At 64.5% G+C, this 16853-nt stretch carries 17 protein-coding genes and 1 other RNA gene; 12 read left to right on the plus strand and 6 right to left on the minus strand.

What is annotated here, in order from left to right; translation table 11 throughout:
• Nucleotides 1-252: 252 nt before the first annotated feature.
• On the minus strand, nt 253-1362 hold the full coding sequence (locus DL237_RS05495; RefSeq protein ID WP_119398046.1) for an anhydro-N-acetylmuramic acid kinase: 1110 nt from the start codon (nt 1360-1362) through the stop codon (nt 253-255).
• A 64-nt stretch (nt 1363-1426) separates the two neighbouring features.
• Between DL237_RS05495 and tyrS the strand changes: the two genes are divergently transcribed.
• The 10 genes from tyrS (at nt 1427) to DL237_RS05545 (ending at nt 10343) form a co-directional block, all read left to right on the plus strand.
• On the plus strand, nt 1427-2680 hold the full coding sequence (gene tyrS, locus DL237_RS05500) for a tyrosine--tRNA ligase (RefSeq protein WP_119398047.1): 1254 nt from the start codon (nt 1427-1429) through the stop codon (nt 2678-2680).
• Between the two features lie 286 nt (nt 2681-2966).
• Nucleotides 2967-3318: a transfer-messenger RNA gene (gene ssrA / locus DL237_RS05505) on the plus strand.
• 154 nt (nt 3319-3472) lie between these two features.
• Nucleotides 3473-4591 carry a THUMP domain-containing class I SAM-dependent RNA methyltransferase gene (locus DL237_RS05510; RefSeq protein WP_119398048.1) on the plus strand — a complete coding sequence of 373 codons (1119 nt, stop codon included), beginning with the start codon at nt 3473-3475 and terminating at the stop codon, nt 4589-4591.
• A gap of 240 nt (nt 4592-4831) precedes the next feature.
• Nucleotides 4832-6070, plus strand: coding sequence for a chromate efflux transporter (gene chrA / locus DL237_RS05515; protein WP_119398049.1), 1239 nt, complete (start codon nt 4832-4834; stop codon nt 6068-6070).
• Between the two features lie 102 nt (nt 6071-6172).
• Nucleotides 6173-6703 (plus strand): SspB family protein, encoded by a 531-nt coding sequence (locus DL237_RS05520; RefSeq protein WP_119398050.1) that lies wholly within the window; start codon nt 6173-6175, stop codon nt 6701-6703.
• 422 nt (nt 6704-7125) lie between these two features.
• The gene (locus DL237_RS05525; RefSeq protein WP_119398051.1) at nt 7126-7683 is read left to right on the plus strand and encodes a class I SAM-dependent methyltransferase; all 558 of its coding nucleotides are present in this window, start codon (nt 7126-7128) and stop codon (nt 7681-7683) included.
• A 151-nt stretch (nt 7684-7834) separates the two neighbouring features.
• Complete coding sequence (gene fumC, locus DL237_RS05530; RefSeq protein ID WP_119398052.1) at nt 7835-9229, plus strand: class II fumarate hydratase; 1395 nt, start codon at nt 7835-7837, stop codon at nt 9227-9229.
• Between the two features lie 108 nt (nt 9230-9337).
• Nucleotides 9338-9526, plus strand: coding sequence for a DUF4169 family protein (locus DL237_RS05535; RefSeq protein ID WP_119398053.1), 189 nt, complete (start codon nt 9338-9340; stop codon nt 9524-9526).
• Entirely contained in the window at nt 9523-9753 is a 231-nt protein-coding gene (locus tag DL237_RS05540; protein ID WP_119398054.1) for a ribbon-helix-helix domain-containing protein, read from the plus strand. The genes DL237_RS05535 and DL237_RS05540 overlap by 4 nt, the downstream gene beginning before the upstream one ends.
• The gene (locus DL237_RS05545; protein ID WP_267897007.1) at nt 9750-10343 is read left to right on the plus strand and encodes a nucleotidyltransferase family protein; all 594 of its coding nucleotides are present in this window, start codon (nt 9750-9752) and stop codon (nt 10341-10343) included. The genes DL237_RS05540 and DL237_RS05545 overlap by 4 nt, the downstream gene beginning before the upstream one ends.
• Nucleotides 10344-10381: 38 nt before the next feature.
• On the opposite strand, the gene DL237_RS05550 is transcribed toward DL237_RS05545, so the two are convergent.
• A complete protein-coding gene (locus DL237_RS05550) occupies nt 10382-11740 on the minus strand; it encodes a Hint domain-containing protein (protein ID WP_119398055.1) in 1359 nt (452 codons plus the stop codon).
• Between the two features lie 639 nt (nt 11741-12379).
• Complete coding sequence (locus tag DL237_RS05555) at nt 12380-14827, minus strand: heavy metal translocating P-type ATPase (protein ID WP_119398056.1); 2448 nt, start codon at nt 14825-14827, stop codon at nt 12380-12382.
• 119 nt (nt 14828-14946) lie between these two features.
• Here DL237_RS05555 and cueR point away from each other — a divergent pair, with 119 nt between their 5' ends.
• The gene (gene cueR / locus DL237_RS05560; protein ID WP_119398229.1) at nt 14947-15339 is read left to right on the plus strand and encodes a Cu(I)-responsive transcriptional regulator; all 393 of its coding nucleotides are present in this window, start codon (nt 14947-14949) and stop codon (nt 15337-15339) included.
• Between the two features lie 16 nt (nt 15340-15355).
• Nucleotides 15356-15661 carry an ATP-dependent Clp protease adaptor ClpS gene (locus DL237_RS05565; RefSeq protein WP_119398057.1) on the plus strand — a complete coding sequence of 102 codons (306 nt, stop codon included), beginning with the start codon at nt 15356-15358 and terminating at the stop codon, nt 15659-15661.
• Between the two features lie 63 nt (nt 15662-15724).
• Here DL237_RS05565 and DL237_RS05570 read toward each other — a convergent pair whose 3' ends face one another.
• From DL237_RS05570 to DL237_RS05580, 3 genes are read right to left on the minus strand one after another with little or no spacing between them, the layout of a single operon-like run.
• Nucleotides 15725-16087, minus strand: a complete 363-nt coding sequence (locus tag DL237_RS05570; RefSeq protein ID WP_119398058.1) for a Na+/H+ antiporter subunit G — start codon at nt 16085-16087, stop codon at nt 15725-15727.
• Nucleotides 16084-16353 (minus strand): K+/H+ antiporter subunit F, encoded by a 270-nt coding sequence (locus tag DL237_RS05575; protein ID WP_119398059.1) that lies wholly within the window; start codon nt 16351-16353, stop codon nt 16084-16086. The genes DL237_RS05570 and DL237_RS05575 overlap by 4 nt, the downstream gene beginning before the upstream one ends.
• Nucleotides 16350-16853 carry a Na+/H+ antiporter subunit E gene (locus tag DL237_RS05580; protein ID WP_119398060.1) on the minus strand — a complete coding sequence of 168 codons (504 nt, stop codon included), beginning with the start codon at nt 16851-16853 and terminating at the stop codon, nt 16350-16352. The genes DL237_RS05575 and DL237_RS05580 overlap by 4 nt, the downstream gene beginning before the upstream one ends.

A 16853-nucleotide genomic window follows, 5' to 3' on the forward strand; every position in this document is an offset into this window, starting at 1 on the left:
TCGCCCGCACTTTAGCAGAAGTCAGCCGCGCCACAATGCCGGGCGTTAGCGTTAACAAGACGCTGCCGGTGACTGCCGCGCCGAGGCCACGCTCCGCCCCCGGATGATCGGCATCCGGGGCGGCAACGCAAGGGCGATGGCCCGCTGGGCGCGGCCCGGCGGGCGCAATCGCGGGATGTCGCCGTTTCCTGCGCCGTCTTTTCTTGTGCCGCCGTTTCCTGCGCCGAAGCGGTCAGCCGGGGTCAGACGGGATCAGCTGGGGGCGGAGCTGACGATCCCCCCCGAGACGGGCTGCGCCACGCCGGTCGTCGCGGCGCAGGAGGTCGGCAGGCCACGCGCCACCCGCACGGCAAGATAGGCAAAGGCCTGCGCCTCGAGCATGTCGCCATCCAGGCCCTGCGCCTCCACCGGCTCCACCGGACAGGACAGCCCGGCGCGCAGCAGCGCCATCATCACCGGGTTTTGGCGCCCGCCCCCCGTCACCAACAGGCGCTGCGGCGGGGTCGGAAGCTGGGTCATGCCATGCAACACGGACCGCGCGGCCATCGCCGTCAGCGTCGCCGCCGCATCGGCATCCGACAGGTGCGACACCTGCCCCACAAGATCACCAAAATCGTTTCGGTCCAAGGACTTGGGTGGCGTTCTTGAGAAATATCGATGGCCGAGAAAGCGCGCCAGAACATCGGCGTCCACCTGACCTGCGGCGGCAACCGCGCCATCGTGATCATGGGACAGGCCACGCCGCGCCTGCATCAGGTCGTTGATCGGCGCATTGGCGGGGCCGGTGTCAAAGGACATCAGCGCGCCGGGCGCGTCGGGCGCATCGACCCCGGGGTCGACCCAGGTCAGGTTGCCCACCCCCCCGAGGTTGAGAAAGGCCAGCGGTTGCTGCGCCCCCATCCAGCGCGCGCAGGCGTGGTGAAAGAACGGGGCAAGCGGCGCACCCTCGCCCCCCGCCGCCACATCGGCGCTGCGGAAATCCCAGACCACCGGCAGGCCCAGCACCTCGGACAGCGCGGCGCCGTCCCCCAGCTGGTGCGTACCCCGTCCGGCCGGCTCATGCGCCAGGGTCTGACCGTGAAACCCCACCAGCGCGACGTCGTCAAAGCCCGCAAGCACCTCCGCATGTGCCCGCATGACCACCTGCGCCGCCGCTTCCAGCCCCGGCCCCGGCCACCGGCCCAATGCCTGCGCCAGCACGTCCCGCTCCTCAGTGGAATAGCCGCGATAGGCACTTGGCCCGAAGGTGACGATATCCACGCCGTCCGTCTCGACCACCGCCGCGTCGACCCCATCCAGCGAGGTCCCCGACATCGCGCCAAGTGCGCGCACCGGACCTGCCTGCCCGTCGCCATCCATCATGGTCTTTTCCTTTGTACCGCTCACGTCTATAGAGTGCCGCGCAACCTATTCAGGGACAAGAGCCATGACCTACACCCCCAAGTCGGATTTCCTCGCGACCGTTCAGGCCCGCGGTTTCATCGCCGACTGCACGGATTATCAGGGCCTCGACGAGGCGATGGTGAAGGGGGTCTTGCCCGGCTATATCGGCTATGATGCCACCGCGGCCTCGCTGCATGTCGGCCACCTGATGAATGTCATGCTGCTGCGCTGGTTCCAGAAACTGGGCGGCAAGCCGATCACCCTGATGGGCGGCGGCACCACCAAGGTGGGCGACCCCAGCTTTCGCTCGGACGAACGCCCGCTGCTGAACGCCGCCCAGATCGACGCCAATATCGACGGCATGGGCCGTGTCTTCGCCCGCTACCTCGATTACGGCGACAGCGACACCGGGGCGTTGATGCTGAACAACGCCGAATGGCTGGACGGGCTGAACTACCTCGATTTCCTGCGCGACATCGGGCGGCATTTCAGCGTCAACCGGATGCTCAGCTTCGAGAGCGTCAAGTCGCGGCTGGATCGCGAACAATCGCTCAGCTTCCTCGAATTCAACTACATGATCCTGCAAGCCTACGATTTCCTCGAGCTGAACCGCCGCTATGGCTGCCTCGTGCAGATGGGCGGCTCGGACCAATGGGGCAATATCGTCAACGGCATCGACCTGACGCGCCGCGTCGTCGACAAGGAGATATATGGCCTGACCACCCCGCTTCTGACCACCAGCGACGGGCGCAAGATGGGCAAATCCGCCAATGGCGCGACCTGGCTGAACGACCAGATGCTGTCGCCCTACGAGTTCTGGCAATTCTGGCGCAACACGACGGATGCCGACGTCGGCCGCTTCCTCAAGCTCTACACCGAATTGCCGCTCGACGAATGCAACCGTCTCGGCGCCCTCGGCGGATCCGAGATCAACGCCGCCAAGATCATCCTGGCGAACGAGGTGACGGCCCTGCTGCACGGATCCGACGCGGCCCAAACGGCCGAGGCGACCGCCCGCGAGGTCTTTGAAAAAGGCGGCGTCGGGGACGATCTGCCGACGCTTGACCTCACGACCGAAGAGGTCGGCGGCGGCATCTCGATCGTCCAGCTCATGGTGCGTGCCGGCCTCGCCACTTCCGGCAAGGAGGCCAAGCGCCTGATCGCGGACAACGGGGCCCGCCTCGACGACGCCCCCCTGACCGACGCCAGCCTGGTACTGGATGCGACGGCCCTGGCCTCGCCCGTCAAGCTCTCGGCGGGCCGCAAGCGTCACGCATTGGTCCGCCTGGCAACCTGATCGCGGATGCGGGCAGGCCGCTTCAGCGGCGGCCTCCCTGTCATCTGGCCGGAAATACCCCAGGGGGTGAGGGGGCCGTCAGGCCAACGAGGGGGACAGCGTCCCCCTTTCCTCTCCCCCGGTCGCCATATCGCCCCGATACTCTGCGCCTCCTCCCGCCCCCACTCTTTGGCCCCACTCTTTGGCCCCACTCTTTGGCCCCACCCTCTGACCCCCACTCCTTGGCCCTTTGCCGCGCCAGCCTGTCGGCGATGTGTCGCAATCGGCGTGCGAAATCTCCAATTACCCCCTTTGAATCCGCCCCGTCCCGTCCTATATCAGCCTTGTCCCTTCGGGGACTATGGACATAAACGCGCTCGTAATAAGCGGCTCGGACCCGGGGGCGGTACCCGGCGGCTCCACCAAACATCCTTCATTTGGGGATCATGGGGCCGAAATAGGATCGACGAACGTCTAAAGGGGTTTTGCTTTGTCTCGGCTGTCTGCCACCGTTACCGGCGAAAAAAGTACAATTGCAAATGACAATCGTGCTCCGATGGCTCTGGCCGCGTAAGCGGTTCGAGTGATCGAAACCTAAGTCCTTGCGTTTAGCGACGTAAGGCGGGGTCCGCAGGTACCTGGCAACAGAAACCTGCACCTACCCCCCCGCTCTGCTGCTTGCGCCCACAGTTGGTTCGTGCCGAATTGTCTTCTGCGCCCAGCGGTCTGCACCCAGCCCTCCCGCATCCGACGACCCGACTCCCTTCGCATTCCCCTCTCGCGCGGGCGGCGCAATCACGCTATCAGCACGCCATGACAGCCCCATTCGAAATCTTTCTCTCCGCCCCGCCGGGACTGGAAGAGACCCTCTGCGCCGAGGCCGTCGACAACGGCTTTGCCCATGCTCGCGTCGTGCCCGGTGGCGTGACCTTCAAGGGGCATTGGACCACGGTCTGGCGCGCCAACCTGGTGATGCGCGGCGCGGGCCGCGTTCTGGCCCGGATCGGAGGCTTTCCGGCCTATCACCTGGCCGAGCTGGACAAGAAGGCACGGGCCTTTCCCTGGGGCGATACGCTGCGCCCGGACGTCGCGCTGCGGGTCGAGGTGACGGCCTCGAAACGCTCTCGGATCTATCACGCCGGTGCGGCGCAGCAGCGCATCGAGACGGCCCTGAGGGAGAGTTTCGGCGCCACCATCGACCGCACCGCGCCCCTGGTGCTGAAAACGCGCATCGAAAACGATCACGTCACCTTCAGCATCGACACGTCCGGCGACAGCCTGCACAAGCGCGGCCACAAGCCCGCCGTCGGCAAGGCCCCCATGCGCGAGACACTGGCCGCGCTGTTCCTGCGCCAATGCGGCTATGACGGCACGCAAAGCGTCGTCGATCCGATGTGCGGGTCCGGCACCTTCGTGCTGGAGGCGGCCGAGATCGCGGCGGGTCTGATGCCCGGGCGGTCGCGTCACTTTGCCTTTCAGGACCTGGCCAGTTTCAACGCCGATCGCTGGGCCGACATGAAAGCCGCCTGCCCGCCGCCACGCCCCGATCTGCCGCGCTTTCAGGGCAGCGACCGCGACCCAGGCGCGATCCGCATGAGCCGTGGCAATGCCGATGCCGCGGGCATTGGCGCCGCCATCGACTTTCAGAACGTGTCCGTGGCCGATGTGCATCCACCTGAGGGCGCGCGCCCCGGTCTGGTCATCGTCAACCCGCCCTACGGGGAACGGATCGGCAATCGCAAGCTGCTCTTTTCGGTGCACGCCAGCCTCGGGTCCGTCCTGAAACAGCGGTTTTCCGGTTGGCGGGTCGGGATCATCACCAGCGACGCGCAGCTGGCGCAGGCCACGGGCCTGCCGTTTCTGCCCCTTGGCGCGCCGGTGCCCCATGGCGGATTGCGCGTCAGGTTGTACCAGACCGCACCGCTGCCCTAGGGGGGCATCGCCACCGGGTATTGCGGCGCTGCGCGAACGGGCTTGACCCCCGCCCGGCAGTCGCAAAGGATGCCCCGACCGAACGGGCCGCGCGGGATGCGGCCGAGGCCGTGCCGAGGAGCCGCCATGCAAAATCCGACGCCGCGCGCCCCGGAGCCTACCGCCCCTAAGTCCACCGCCCCTGAGTCCACCGCGCCGACAGCGCCTGCATCCCCGGCACCGCCGCCCGATTGGCGCGCCATGTTCGCGGCGTTCGGGCGCATCGGCATCGTCAGCTTCGGCGGACCGGCGGCACAGATTTCCGTGATGCACGAAGAGCTTGTCACCCGGCGCGGCTGGATCGGCGAACAGGGCTTTCTCGGGGCGCTGAGTTTCTGCATGTTGCTGCCCGGTCCCGAGGCGATGCAACTGTCCACCTACTGTGGCTGGCTGCTCAGAGGTGTGGCGGGCGGCCTGCTGGCGGGGCTGCTGTTCGTGCTGCCCGGCGCCCTGGTGATCGGAGCACTGGCCATCCTGTACCTGGAATGGGGCGCGGTGCCGCTGGTGCAACAGGCCTTTCTGGGGATCAAGGCACTGGTTGTTGCCATCGTCGTGCAGGCGTTGATCCGTTTGTCCCGCAAGGCCCTGACGGGGCGTGATGCCAGGATACTGGCATTGCTGGCCTTTCTGGCGATTTTCGCCTTGGGGTTGCCGTTTCCGCTGATCGTGCTGGGGGCGGGCCTGTGGGGCTTTTTGCGCGGCACGACGCCGACGGTTCCGCCCGCCCCGGCGGCCGCGCACAGGGCCCCGCCGCGCCTGGGGCAAACGCTGCGCATGGTGGCGCTGTGGCTGGTGCTGTGGGTCACACCGACCCTGGCGCTGTGGGTGGCGGGGTCGGAGTTCCTGGCCGAGCTTGGCTTTTTCTTCTCGAAACTCGCCGTGGTCAGCTTTGGCGGGGCCTACGCGCTGCTGGCCTGGATGACACAGACGGTGGTGCAGGATCACGCCTGGCTGAGCGCCGAACAGATGATCGACGCCCTGGGACTGGCCGAAACCACCCCCGGCCCGCTGATCCTGGTGACGCAATTCGTGGGGATGCTGGCAGCGGCGTTGCGCCATGGGCCGATCTATGGCGCCGGGGCCGGTCTGCTGGTGCTGTGGGTCACCTTTGTTCCGTGTTTCCTGTGGATTTTCGCCTTTGCGCCCCATGTCGAGCGCCTGCTGGCGCACCCCCGGCTGGCGTCTGGCCTGCGTGCCATCACCGCCGCCGTCGTCGGGATCATTGCCAGCCTGGCCGTGTGGTTCACGCTGCACCTGATCTTTGACGTCGTGCAGACCTATCACGCCCTGCCATGGCCGCGCCTGACCTCGGTTCAGCCGGTCGCGGTGCTGCTGCTGGGCCTTGCGGGGTGGTTGATCTTCGCTCTGCGCCTTGGCCTGTTGCCTGCCTTGGCGTGCATGGCGCTGGCGGGTTTGGCCTGTGGCCGCTGGATGGGGTAAAGCCTGCGCCCGAAGTCCCGCCGATCCGACATAAATTTCCGGCAGCGACCTTTCGTTTTGGTTCGAATCCCCTATGCTCACCCGAAAGAAGCGGAAGACACCATGCCTCGTACAATCGACTACGGCAATCTCATGCATCGCGCGATGCGCAGCCTCATCCAGGAGGTCCTGACGGATATTGCCGACAACGGCCTGCCGGGCGCGCATCATTTCTTCATCACCTTCGACACGACCCACCCGGAGGCCGAGCTGGCCGACTGGTTGAAGGAACGCTATCCCGACGAGATGACGGTGGTGATCCAGCACTGGTTCGACAACCTGGAAGTGACCGACCACGGGTTTGCCGTGACGTTGAATTTCGGGGATGCGCCCGAGCGGATGACCGTGCCGTTCGACGCGATCCAGACGTTTGTCGATCCTTCGGTGGAATTCGGCCTGCGCTTTGAAACGCAGGGCGGCGCCGACGAGGATGACGAAGACGACGAGGATATGCTGGACGGCGAGGACGACCCGACCCCGCCCGAGCCGCCGAGCCCGCTGCGCGACCGCACCAAGAAAGACGACGGCAAGAAAGGCGACAAGCGCCCCGGACAGGACGCCGAGGTTGTCAGCCTGGACAAGTTTCGCAAGTAGGTCGCCACGCGGCCCGTCGTACAGCCGTTTCATGTCGTACAGCCATTTCATGCAACGTCGCCCGGTGGGCGACGGAGGGTGCCTGCACCCGCCAAACCGGGATCCGGCAGATGGCCTGCGACGCGCCCTTTGGCCGTCCTGCCAGGGTCTGGGCATAGACCTCGCCCGACTCTGGGAGAGGTCTGAATTGACCCATTTTCAGGCAACGCGATTTCGGGGCCACGGGTCGGCAGAACAGATCCCGGCACACCGGAGGGCGCCCTCGACCCGGATCGGAACGCCCTGCTGCAAGTATAAAGTGCCACACCTAGCACGCTGATTTTCATGAATTTTTTGTAAAATCGAACGAAGCCTCTGTGCGGCGCGACCCTTTGCTGGATATGACATGGCCGAACGTGGCACGTGCAAGGGAGGCAACCCAGGTGGCCAGCGATTTTACGGTTTTTCTCGGGCAGATGATGCGCAATCCGATGGAAGTCTCCGCGATTGCGCCATCCTCGGCTGCGGTGGCGCGCAAGATGACCGAGGGCGTTGAAAATGTCGTCGGGCCGATCCTGGAGATCGGGCCGGGCACCGGGTCTTTCACCCGCGCCATGCTGGCGCGCGGTGTCGCCCCGGAGCGCCTGATCCTGATGGAGCTGAACCCGCGCTTTTGCGAGGAGCTGACGCGCAAGTTTCCCGGCGTCCGCGTGTTGAACCAGCCGGCGCAGGAGATCGAGCAGATCGGTGTCGCGAACCTGGGCTGCGTGATTTCGGGCGTGCCCGTTCTGGCGCGGCCCCAGATCCAGCGCGAGGTCGTGGGCCGGGCGTTCAACGTGATGGCGCCGGACGGCTTCTTTGCCCAGATCACCTATAGCCCGAATGCGCCGATCCCGCCGGATGTTCAGGCGGCCATGGGGATCACGGCCCGCAAGCGCGGTACGGTCTGGGGCAATCTGCCCCCCGCCCGCGTCTTCGAGTTTCGCCGCAGCGCCCACTGAGCGCGCCTTATTGCGCGCAACCCAGCCGGGAACGCCGTGCCAGCGTGGCAATTGGCCCCGCCAAGGTGCATCGAAATGTTGGCGCGAACGGCATTGAAACCGGGGCGAGATGCGGTATGAACTCAGCAAGATCCATTGGGAGAGCTGATTAATGACCGATACCCGCACCGAAACCGACAGCTTCGGCCCGCTAGAAGTTCCGTCCGACAAATACTGGGGCGCGCAGACGCAGCGCTCGATCATGAACTTTCCCATCGGCTGGGAAAAGCAGCCGGTGCCGATCATCCGTGCGCTTGGTGTGGTCAAGAAAGCCTGCGCGCAGGCCAACCTGGCGCAAGGGTCGATCGACAAGGAAATCGGGGACGCGATCATCGCGGCCGCAACCGAGGTGATCGACGGCAAGTTCGACGACAACTTTCCGCTGGTGGTATGGCAGACCGGGTCCGGTACACAATCGAACATGAACGCCAACGAGGTGATCAGCAACCGCGCGATCGAGATGCTGGGCGGCGAGATGGGCAGCAAGAAGCCCGTGCACCCGAACGACCATTGCAACATGGGCCAGTCGTCCAACGACACCTTCCCGACCGCGATGCACGTCGGCATCGCCATGCAGGCGCGCGACGTCCTGCTGCCCGGTCTGCGCAAGCTCCAGTCCGCGCTGGCCGCCAAATCGGAAGAGTTCAAGGATATCATCAAGATCGGCCGCACCCACACGCAGGACGCCACCCCGCTGACGCTGGGCCAGGAATTCGGCGGCTATGCGCATCAGGTCAAGAAAGCGATCGAGCGGGTCGAGAGCTGCCTGCCCGACATCTACGAGCTGGCACAGGGCGGCACCGCAGTGGGCACCGGGCTGAACACGAAAAAGGGCTGGGGCGAGATGGTTGCGGCGAACATGGCCGAAATCACCGGCCTGCCCTTCGTCACCGCGCCGAACAAGTTCGAGGCGCTGGCCGCGCATGACGCGATGGTCATGTTCTCGGGCGCGTTGAAATCGGTCGCCGCGTCGCTGTTCAAGATCGCCAACGACATGCGCCTGCTGGGCTCCGGCCCGCGGTCGGGTCTGGGCGAGCTGATCCTGCCGGAGAACGAGCCGGGTTCGTCGATCATGCCGGGCAAGGTCAACCCGACCCAGGCCGAGGCACTGACGATGGTCTGCGCCCATGTCATGGGCAACGACGCCGCCGTCGGTATCGCCGGCAGCCAGGGGCATTTCGAGCTTAACGTCTATAACCCGATGATGTCGTACAACGTGCTGCAATCGATGCAGCTGCTGGGGGACAGCGCGTCTGCCTTCACCGACAACATGGTCGTCGGCACGCAGGCGAACGTGGAGCGCATCGACAAGCTGATGAAAGAGTCGCTGATGCTGGTGACTGCGCTGGCCCCGACCATCGGCTATGACAACGCCACCAAGGTCGCCAAGACCGCCCACAAGAACGGCACCACCCTCAAGGAAGAGGCCATCGCGCTCGGCTTTGTCGACGAAGAAACCTTTGACCGCGTGGTACGGCCAGAGGACATGATCGGCCCCAAGGACTGATACCTTCGACGTGACGAGTGAACGGGCGGCCCCGGTTTTCCGGCGGCCGCCCGTTCTGTCTGGCGCGGCGTTCTTGCCCGAACGGTCGCGCAGTGGCAAGGTGGACGGATGAGCAAGGTCACCAACCTGAACCAGTTTCGCAAATCCCGCGCGCGCGATGAAAAACGCGCCAAGGGCGATGCCAACGCCGCCCGGTTCGGGCGCAGCAAGGCCGAGCGCACCTTGGAAGACGAGCGTGCGCGACTGGAGCAGGCACGACTGGAGGGGCACAGGCTGGACCGGTCGGAAGACGAATGAGCGGGGGTCCGAAAAAGCGGTCCCTGACCCTGCGCGGGCACCGCACCAGCGTTTCCCTGGAAGACGCCTTCTGGCGCGAATTTCGTCAGATTGCAGCAGATAAATCCGTGCCAATCAATGTATTGGCGGCCACGATTGATGCAGAACGCGAACTTGACGTCGGTCTTGCCTCGGCCATCCGGTTGTTTGTCCTTGCGGAGCTGCAAGCCCGGGCAGCGCGCCCGTGATCGCAGTTCTGCTGCTGGCTGCCGGGGCATCGTCGCGGATGCGCGGACGCGACAAGCTGACCGAGAGGATTGACGGAGAGAGCCTGTTGCGCCGGATGTCCAACCGGGCGATCGCGTCGGATCTGGGGCCGGTGGTGGTGACCCTGCCCGACCCGGATCATCCCCGCGTCGCAGAGGTGGATGGCCTGAAGCTGAGGCCGGTGTACGTACCGGATGCCGCCGAAGGGATGGCCGCGTCGATCCGTGCGGGGGTGGCGGCGCTGCCGCCCGAGACGCAGGCCGTGATCATTTTGCCGGCCGACATGCCGGACCTGACAGCACAGGATTTACAGACGCTGGCACATGCGCGTCGGCCCGGGGTAATCCTGCGCGGCGCGAGCGGCCAAAGGCCTGGCCACCCAGTGCTGTTTCCCGCCGAATTTTTTGGCGCGTTACGGCATCTTCGCGGGGATCAGGGCGCCCGGCCAGTGATTGCGGCACATGCAGAGCGTTCGGAGCTGGTGCCGCTGCCGGGCGAACATGCTCTGACCGACCTGGACACGCCAGAGGCCTGGGACAGCTGGCGCGCCGCACGCACGCCGCGCGGCTGAAACCTGCAAGACTGTGTCGTCCGGTGACCGTGCCGCGATCAGCCGAACACCCCGTTTCCGGCCCGCAACACCTTGACCTCGTGCTGTTTCAGGCTGCGACGGGCGGCGGAATATTGCGCCAGATGCTCGGCCTCGGCCAATTCTGGGAACAGGTGGTAAACTTCGCTGCGTTGGTCATCCGCCAGGCCCTTCATCGAATAATCGCCGGGCTGAAAGCTTTCGCTCCAGGCGCCATTGGCCAAGATGACCTCGTGCTGATCAAACAGCAGATGAAGATAGACGACCTGCCCCTGCACGACCCGTTCGACCCCCGGCATTCCGACCAGATGCTTTGCCGCAATCAGAACTTCGCTTTCTTCATAGAGCAACGAGGCGCGTTCGGAGCGGATCAGCATCCGATGATTGGGACTGACGGTCAGATCGCGGTCAGGCAATCCCCGGCCAAGCGCACCTGCCCGAATGCGGATCGGCCGAAGGTGCGGAGCAACGGCCAGTTCGGCCGCGGTCAGGGACCGTCGACCGATCCAGCGCAGTTGCTGCATACCGTTGTCACGGGTGATCACGCGCGCGCCCGGACGCAGCTCCTCGACCGGAACCTCGCCCTTGATCGTGGCGATCAACGTGCCGGGTGCAAAGCAGATAACGGCGGGTTCGGTGCGGATCACCTCGATATTGCTGTAGTTGATCCGGCCCAGTTCCTGACCCGACCCGGTCTTGAGCAGAATTTGCCCGGATTCGGTGGTCGGGCCGCCCTGTTCGTAGATGATCTGCAGGTCGGGATATCGCTCGGTGTACTGGCTGAGGTCGAGGACATCCTGATCGGTGTTATCCCAATCCTCTCCTCCGTCGATGGAGAGGTTGTTGAGGTTCGATCCGTCGGCGATCACCGTGAAGGTATCGCTGCCCTGTTCGCCATATAGCTGATCCTGGTTGCCGTTCGATGACAGCGTGTCGTCGCCATCCCCACCATAGAGGACATCGACACCCTTGTTCCACGCCGTATCGCCACCGCTGAGCACGTCGTTGCCCGCGCCGCCATAGAGCGTGTCCTGCCCCTGCCCGCCATCCAGCGTGTCATCGCCGTCATCGCCATAGATCAGATCTTCGCCATCGCCGCCCGACACCTGATCATTGCCGGATCCGCCGCTGATCGTGTCACGCGACTGGCCGCCATCAATGAAATCGTCGCCGCTGTCGCCGAAGATCTTGTCCTCGCCGCCCTCGCCAAGCAGGGTATCGTTGCCGGCACCGCCATGCAGTACGTCGCGCCCGTTGCCCCCGGAAATATGATCCGCGCCGCGGCCGCCGCTCAGCGTGTCGTCACGATCCGTTCCCGAAATGGTATCGCCGGATTTGCGACCGCCCGAGGATCCGCCACCAGTCTTGCCACCCGCCATCAATCATCCCTCGGAACCGGTCTCTGCATTGCCATATCGTTGCAATATGCAGTCAGACCCCAAAATCAATACATCGTTTCCGCACGATCAAATTGGAATGCGGAATCGCACAAACATTCTGTTTCCGATTTACTCACACAAATTATTAAGATTCAATTATCTCTCGACAGTGATGGTTAAGACCCGCCGGAAAATGGCGATGTGCAGGCGCAGCTTGCCTTGTCGGGCAAATGGTGCAGGCCAGTGAACATTTCTTAAGTCCCAGGTACATGTTTTACAGGGGTTTTCGTGCAGCAAGGCTGGCAAACAACCAAGTTTTAGCGGCCCCACACCGACCGGCCGAGGGGTCAAATTACCGCCAATCCAAATACCGGACGGCACCGCGCCTGCGAAACCAAAATGAAAAAGCTTCCTTTTTCAGCCATGCTGAACAGCAAGTAAGGTTAACGGATCCTTCCACATCTTGGTTAATACGTAATTTGATTAATTCCCTCTTGGGCATAGGTAATTCAGGAAAATTTTAACGAAACTGCCTGAAATGGGGGCGCGCCACGTGCACCAGCGGTGGAGATTGGGGACAAGGTGCCGTCGACGGTGCCCCGGCCTGTCAAAGGTGGGCCGGGGGCACCCGCGCGGAGGTCAGAGCCGCGTGCCGCGCAGGCGCAGGGCGTTGCCGATGACCGAAACCGACGACAGGCTCATCGCGGCGGCGGCGACGATGGGCGAGAGCAGAATACCCAGGAAGGGATACAGGATACCCGCGGCGATCGGAACACCCGCAGTGTTGTAGACAAAGGCGAAAAACAGGTTCTGGCGGATGTTGCGCATGGTGGCGACGGCCAGGTGACGCGCCCGAAGAATACCGCCGAGATCCCCTTTGACCAACGTGATCCCGGCGCTTTCAACGGCGACATCGGCGCCGGTCCCCATGGCAATACCCACATCCGCCGCCGCCAGCGCAGGGGCGTCGTTGACACCATCGCCCGCCATTGCGACGGAGCGGCCTTCGGATTGAAGGCGCGTGACAAGATTGTTCTTGTCCTCGGGGCTGAGACCGGCGTGCACTTCGTCGATGCCCAGTGTCGCGGCGACAGATTGCGCCGTGGCCTCGGCATCGCCGGTGGCCATGACGATGCGCAGGCCGGCGTCATGCAGACCGCGAATGGCCTCTGGCGTAGTGTCCTTGATCGCGTCCGCAACGGCCACCAGCCCGGCCAGCGCCCCGTCGATGGCAACGAACATGGCCGTCTTGCCGTCGGATTGAAGCCTGTCCAGACGATCCTGCATCGCCTCCGTCGCAATCGAGAGATCGCGCATCAGCGCCGCATTGCCAAGGGCGACGCGCGTGCCATCGACGGTACCGATCACCCCCTTGCCCGTCACGGCTTCGAAATCCTGCGCCTGCGCGCGCGGGGCGTCACGATCTTCGGCGCCGGTCACGATAGCCTCAGCCAGGGGATGTTCGGAGCCCCGCTCCAGCGCGGCGGCCAGGCTGAGCAGATGCGCGCCCTCGATGCCGTCGACCGGCTCCACGTCAGTCAGGCTTGGGCGACCCTCGGTCAGGGTGCCGGTCTTGTCGACGATCAGCACGTCGACCTTCGAGAAGCGCTCCAGCGCCTCGGCGTCGCGGATCAGCACGCCGGCATGGGCGCCGCGCCCCGTGGCCACCATGATCGACATCGGCGTGGCCAGGCCCAGTGCACAGGGGCAGGCAATGATCAGCACGGATACAGCGGCAACAAACGCATAGGAAAGAACGGGTTGCGGCCCGAAGATCACCCAAAGGACGAAGGCGAGAATGGCCGATCCGACGACCGCGGGCACAAAGTAGTTGGCGACACGATCCGCCATCGCCTGAATCGGGGCCCGCGACCGCTGAGCCTTGGCGACCATGGCCACGATGCGCGACAGGGTCGTGTCCGCGCCGACCGCACCGGCCTGCATCACAAAGCTGCCGGTCTTGTTCAGTGTGCCGCCCGTCACGCTGTCACCTGAGGTTTTCTCGACCGGCACCGGTTCGCCCGTGATCATGCTTTCATCCACCGAGGAGCGCCCCTCGGTCAGCGTGCCATCGACGGGCACCGCCTCGCCCGGGCGGACGCGCAGGCTATCGCCTGTACGCAGCTGATCCAGCGGCACGTCTTCCTCGGTTCCGTCAGTGATGCGGCGGGCGGTCTTCGGCGCCAGATCCATCAGCGCGCGGATGGCATCGCCGGTCTTTTCACGCGCAGCCAGTTCCATCACCTGCCCGATCAGCACCAGCACCAGGATGACGGCGCTGGCTTCGAAATACACCGGCGTCATGCCCATGCCATCGCGCATCGCCGGTGGAAAAAGGCCCGGCGCCAGCAGGGAAACGATGGAAAACAGGTAGGCCGCGCCGGTGCCGATCGCGATCAACGTCCACATGTTGGGCGAACGGTTCACGATCGACGACCAGCCGCGCTTGAAGAACGGCCAGCAGATCAGCACGACCGGTGTGGCGAGGGCGAATTGCAGCCAGCCAAACAGCGTGTGCCCGATCCAATCGGCAAAGGGCACCCCGATATGCGCGCCCATTTCCAGCACGAACACGGCCAGCGCCAGCGGTGCGGTGATCCAGAGGCGGCGCTTGAAATCGACGTATTCCGGGTTGGGCCCCGCGTCGGCAGACGGCGTCATGGGTTCCAGCGCCATACCGCATTTGGGACAGTCGCCCGGGTGGTCCTGCACGATTTCCGGGTGCATCGGGCAGGTGTATTCCGTGCCTGCCGGTTGCGGGGCAGCCTGCGGCAGGGCGCCGCTGTAGGCGTCGGGGTCGGCGTCGAACTTGTGCTGGCACCCGGACGAACAGAAATAGACCCGCTGGCCCTCGTGCTTGCTCATGTACGGGGCGTCGGCGCGCTCGACGCTCATGCCACAGACCGGATCGCGGGCCGTGCGGTAGGCCTCCGGGTCGGCCAGGAATTTCGTGCGGCAGCCGTCCGAGCAGAAGTGATAGTGGCGTCCGTCCAGCTCTGCCTCCGGCTTGCCCTTGGTGGGGTCCACCGTCATGCCGCAGACGGGGTCGCGCAGGATATTTTGCGGGGTTTCGGTGCTGTCGGGCATCAGGGCCTCCTGCCGGGTCTTGGAGAATCATCTTTGGCATCACACATAAGGGTTCCAGTCACTGGAAGGTCAAGGGACTGCCCTTAACCAACATGCCCGCAACCAAAGAGGAGAAGACGATGAACATCGGCGATGTGGCGTCGGCCACCGGCCTGCCTGCAAAGACAATCCGCTACTACGAAGATATCGGACTGGTCGCGCCCCGGCGCGGCGAAAACGGCTATCGCACCTTTGACGAGACTGACCTGCACAAGCTGAGCTTTGTCGCCCGATCCCGGTCGCTTGGGTTTTCGACCGAAGATTGCCGTGCCCTGCTGGAACTGTACAATGATCGCAGCCGGGCAAGCGCGGACGTGCGCGCGGTGGCCGAGGCGAACCTGGCGCGGGTGGCTGCCAAGATCACGGAACTGGAGGCGATGCAGAAGACGCTGACGACGCTGGTGCATCGCTGTCACGGCGACGCGCGCCCCGATTGCCCGATTCTTGAGGATCTGGCCGCCCCGACTGCATGAAAGGACCCCGACCGCTATGCCCAACGTGATTACCGACCGCAAACCGACCACCGCCACGCGGACCGAACGTCCGCGTCTGTACAAGGTGATCCTGCTGAACGACGACTTTACCCCCCGCGCCTTTGTCGTTCAGGTGCTGCGCCGGGTGTTCCGCATGACCGAGGCGGAATCCGACGTGGTGATGATGACGGCACACCAGCGCGGCGCCTGTGTGGTCGCCGTCTTTACCCGCGAAGTGGCCGAGATGAAGGTGCAGCAGGCCAATGACCTTGGGCGCGAACATGGCTATCCGCTGGCCTTCACCGCCGAGAAAGAGGACTAGGCCCGACGTTGGTGGATACGCCTGACGTTCGTGGATATCGCCCCGCCCCGACGGCGGATGCGATCACTCCTCCGGCAGGGGCTTTTCCCTGGTGGCCCAGATGCTGTCTTCGGGCGGCGGCGGCAGGTCCTGCCCCAACTGCCCCCTGTGAATGTGCACCTTGGCGATGAAATAGGCCGACACGGGCGCTGTCACGAACAGGAATGCCGCGATCAGCAATTCATGCAATGACCCGGGGCCATCGGCAAAGCTGTAGAGCATCGAGGCCAGCAGGATACCCCCCACCCCCAATGTCCCCGCCTTTGTCGGCGCATGAAGGCGCGACATCGGCAGGTTCAGCTTGAGCAGCCCGAACGAGCCGATCAGGGTGAAAAGCGCCCCGATGACGATCATCGCGGTCACGAGAATTTCGGCCAGCATGTTCATTCGATGATATCCGCCCTGAGAACAAAGCGCGCATAGGCGACGGTTGAGACGAAACCGAGCATCGCGATGATCAGCGCGGCCTCGAAATAGATCTGTGTCTGCCCGCCCATGCCCAGCAGGATGATCAGCGCCACGGCATTGACCGACATGGTATCGAGGGCCAGCACCCGGTCCCCGATACCGGGGCCCTTGATCAGCCGCCACATGGCCATGACCAACGACAGGCCAACGCAGGCAAAGGCGAAATAGAGCGCATAGAGGATCATCCGAAAATCTCCTTCAGTCGACGTTCGTAGCGGTTCTTGATGTCGTCGCGCACCGCGTCCGGGTCAGGCGCGTCAAGCGCATGGACCAGCAGCGCGTGGCCTTCGTCCGACAGATCGGCCGACACGGTGCCCGGCGTCAGCGTGATGGTGCCCGCCAGCATCGCGATCGCCTCGGGCGTGCGGATATCCAGCGGGATCGCGACCCAGTTCGGCGACATGCGCGCGTTGCTCTTGAACACCACGATCAGCGCCACCTGCACATTGGCCACCAGGATATCCCAGATCACCAGCAACACGTAGAGCGCCAGCTTGACCGGGCGTTTCAACACCGGCCGACGGGGCCAGTAGGCGGCCGTGGCAATCGGGATGATGATCCCGAGGATCAGCCCGAAAACGACGGTACCAAGGCTGAGGTGATTGCTCAGCAAGGACCAGACCACGATCAGCAGAAGCGTCAGCAGCGGGTGCGGAAAGACACGGTGAAACAGCTTTGCGGGCAT

This window comes from Pseudooceanicola sediminis (assembly GCF_003575965.1).
GTDB classification, from domain to species: domain Bacteria; phylum Pseudomonadota; class Alphaproteobacteria; order Rhodobacterales; family Rhodobacteraceae; genus Pseudooceanicola; species Pseudooceanicola sediminis.

Coding starts and splice junctions, on each gene's coding strand:
- DL237_RS05555 (WP_119398056.1), bottom strand. CDS start 14,827: ATGCCCGACAGCACCGAAACCCCGCAAAATATCCTGCGCGACCCCGTC.
- DL237_RS05520 (WP_119398050.1), top strand. CDS start 6,173: ATGCCTCGTACAATCGACTACGGCAATCTCATGCATCGCGCGATGCGC.
- DL237_RS05575 (WP_119398059.1), bottom strand. CDS start 16,353: ATGATCCTCTATGCGCTCTATTTCGCCTTTGCCTGCGTTGGCCTGTCG.
- DL237_RS05510 (WP_119398048.1), top strand. CDS start 3,473: ATGACAGCCCCATTCGAAATCTTTCTCTCCGCCCCGCCGGGACTGGAA.
- DL237_RS05540 (WP_119398054.1), top strand. CDS start 9,523: ATGAGCGGGGGTCCGAAAAAGCGGTCCCTGACCCTGCGCGGGCACCGC.
- DL237_RS05580 (WP_119398060.1), bottom strand. CDS start 16,853: ATGCCCGCAAAGCTGTTTCACCGTGTCTTTCCGCACCCGCTGCTGACG.
- DL237_RS05570 (WP_119398058.1), bottom strand. CDS start 16,087: ATGAACATGCTGGCCGAAATTCTCGTGACCGCGATGATCGTCATCGGG.
- DL237_RS05495 (WP_119398046.1), bottom strand. CDS start 1,362: ATGATGGATGGCGACGGGCAGGCAGGTCCGGTGCGCGCACTTGGCGCG.
- fumC (WP_119398052.1), top strand. CDS start 7,835: ATGACCGATACCCGCACCGAAACCGACAGCTTCGGCCCGCTAGAAGTT.
- DL237_RS05565 (WP_119398057.1), top strand. CDS start 15,356: ATGCCCAACGTGATTACCGACCGCAAACCGACCACCGCCACGCGGACC.
- DL237_RS05535 (WP_119398053.1), top strand. CDS start 9,338: ATGAGCAAGGTCACCAACCTGAACCAGTTTCGCAAATCCCGCGCGCGC.
- chrA (WP_119398049.1), top strand. CDS start 4,832: ATGTTCGCGGCGTTCGGGCGCATCGGCATCGTCAGCTTCGGCGGACCG.
- cueR (WP_119398229.1), top strand. CDS start 14,947: ATGAACATCGGCGATGTGGCGTCGGCCACCGGCCTGCCTGCAAAGACA.
- tyrS (WP_119398047.1), top strand. CDS start 1,427: ATGACCTACACCCCCAAGTCGGATTTCCTCGCGACCGTTCAGGCCCGC.
- DL237_RS05550 (WP_119398055.1), bottom strand. CDS start 11,740: ATGGCGGGTGGCAAGACTGGTGGCGGATCCTCGGGCGGTCGCAAATCC.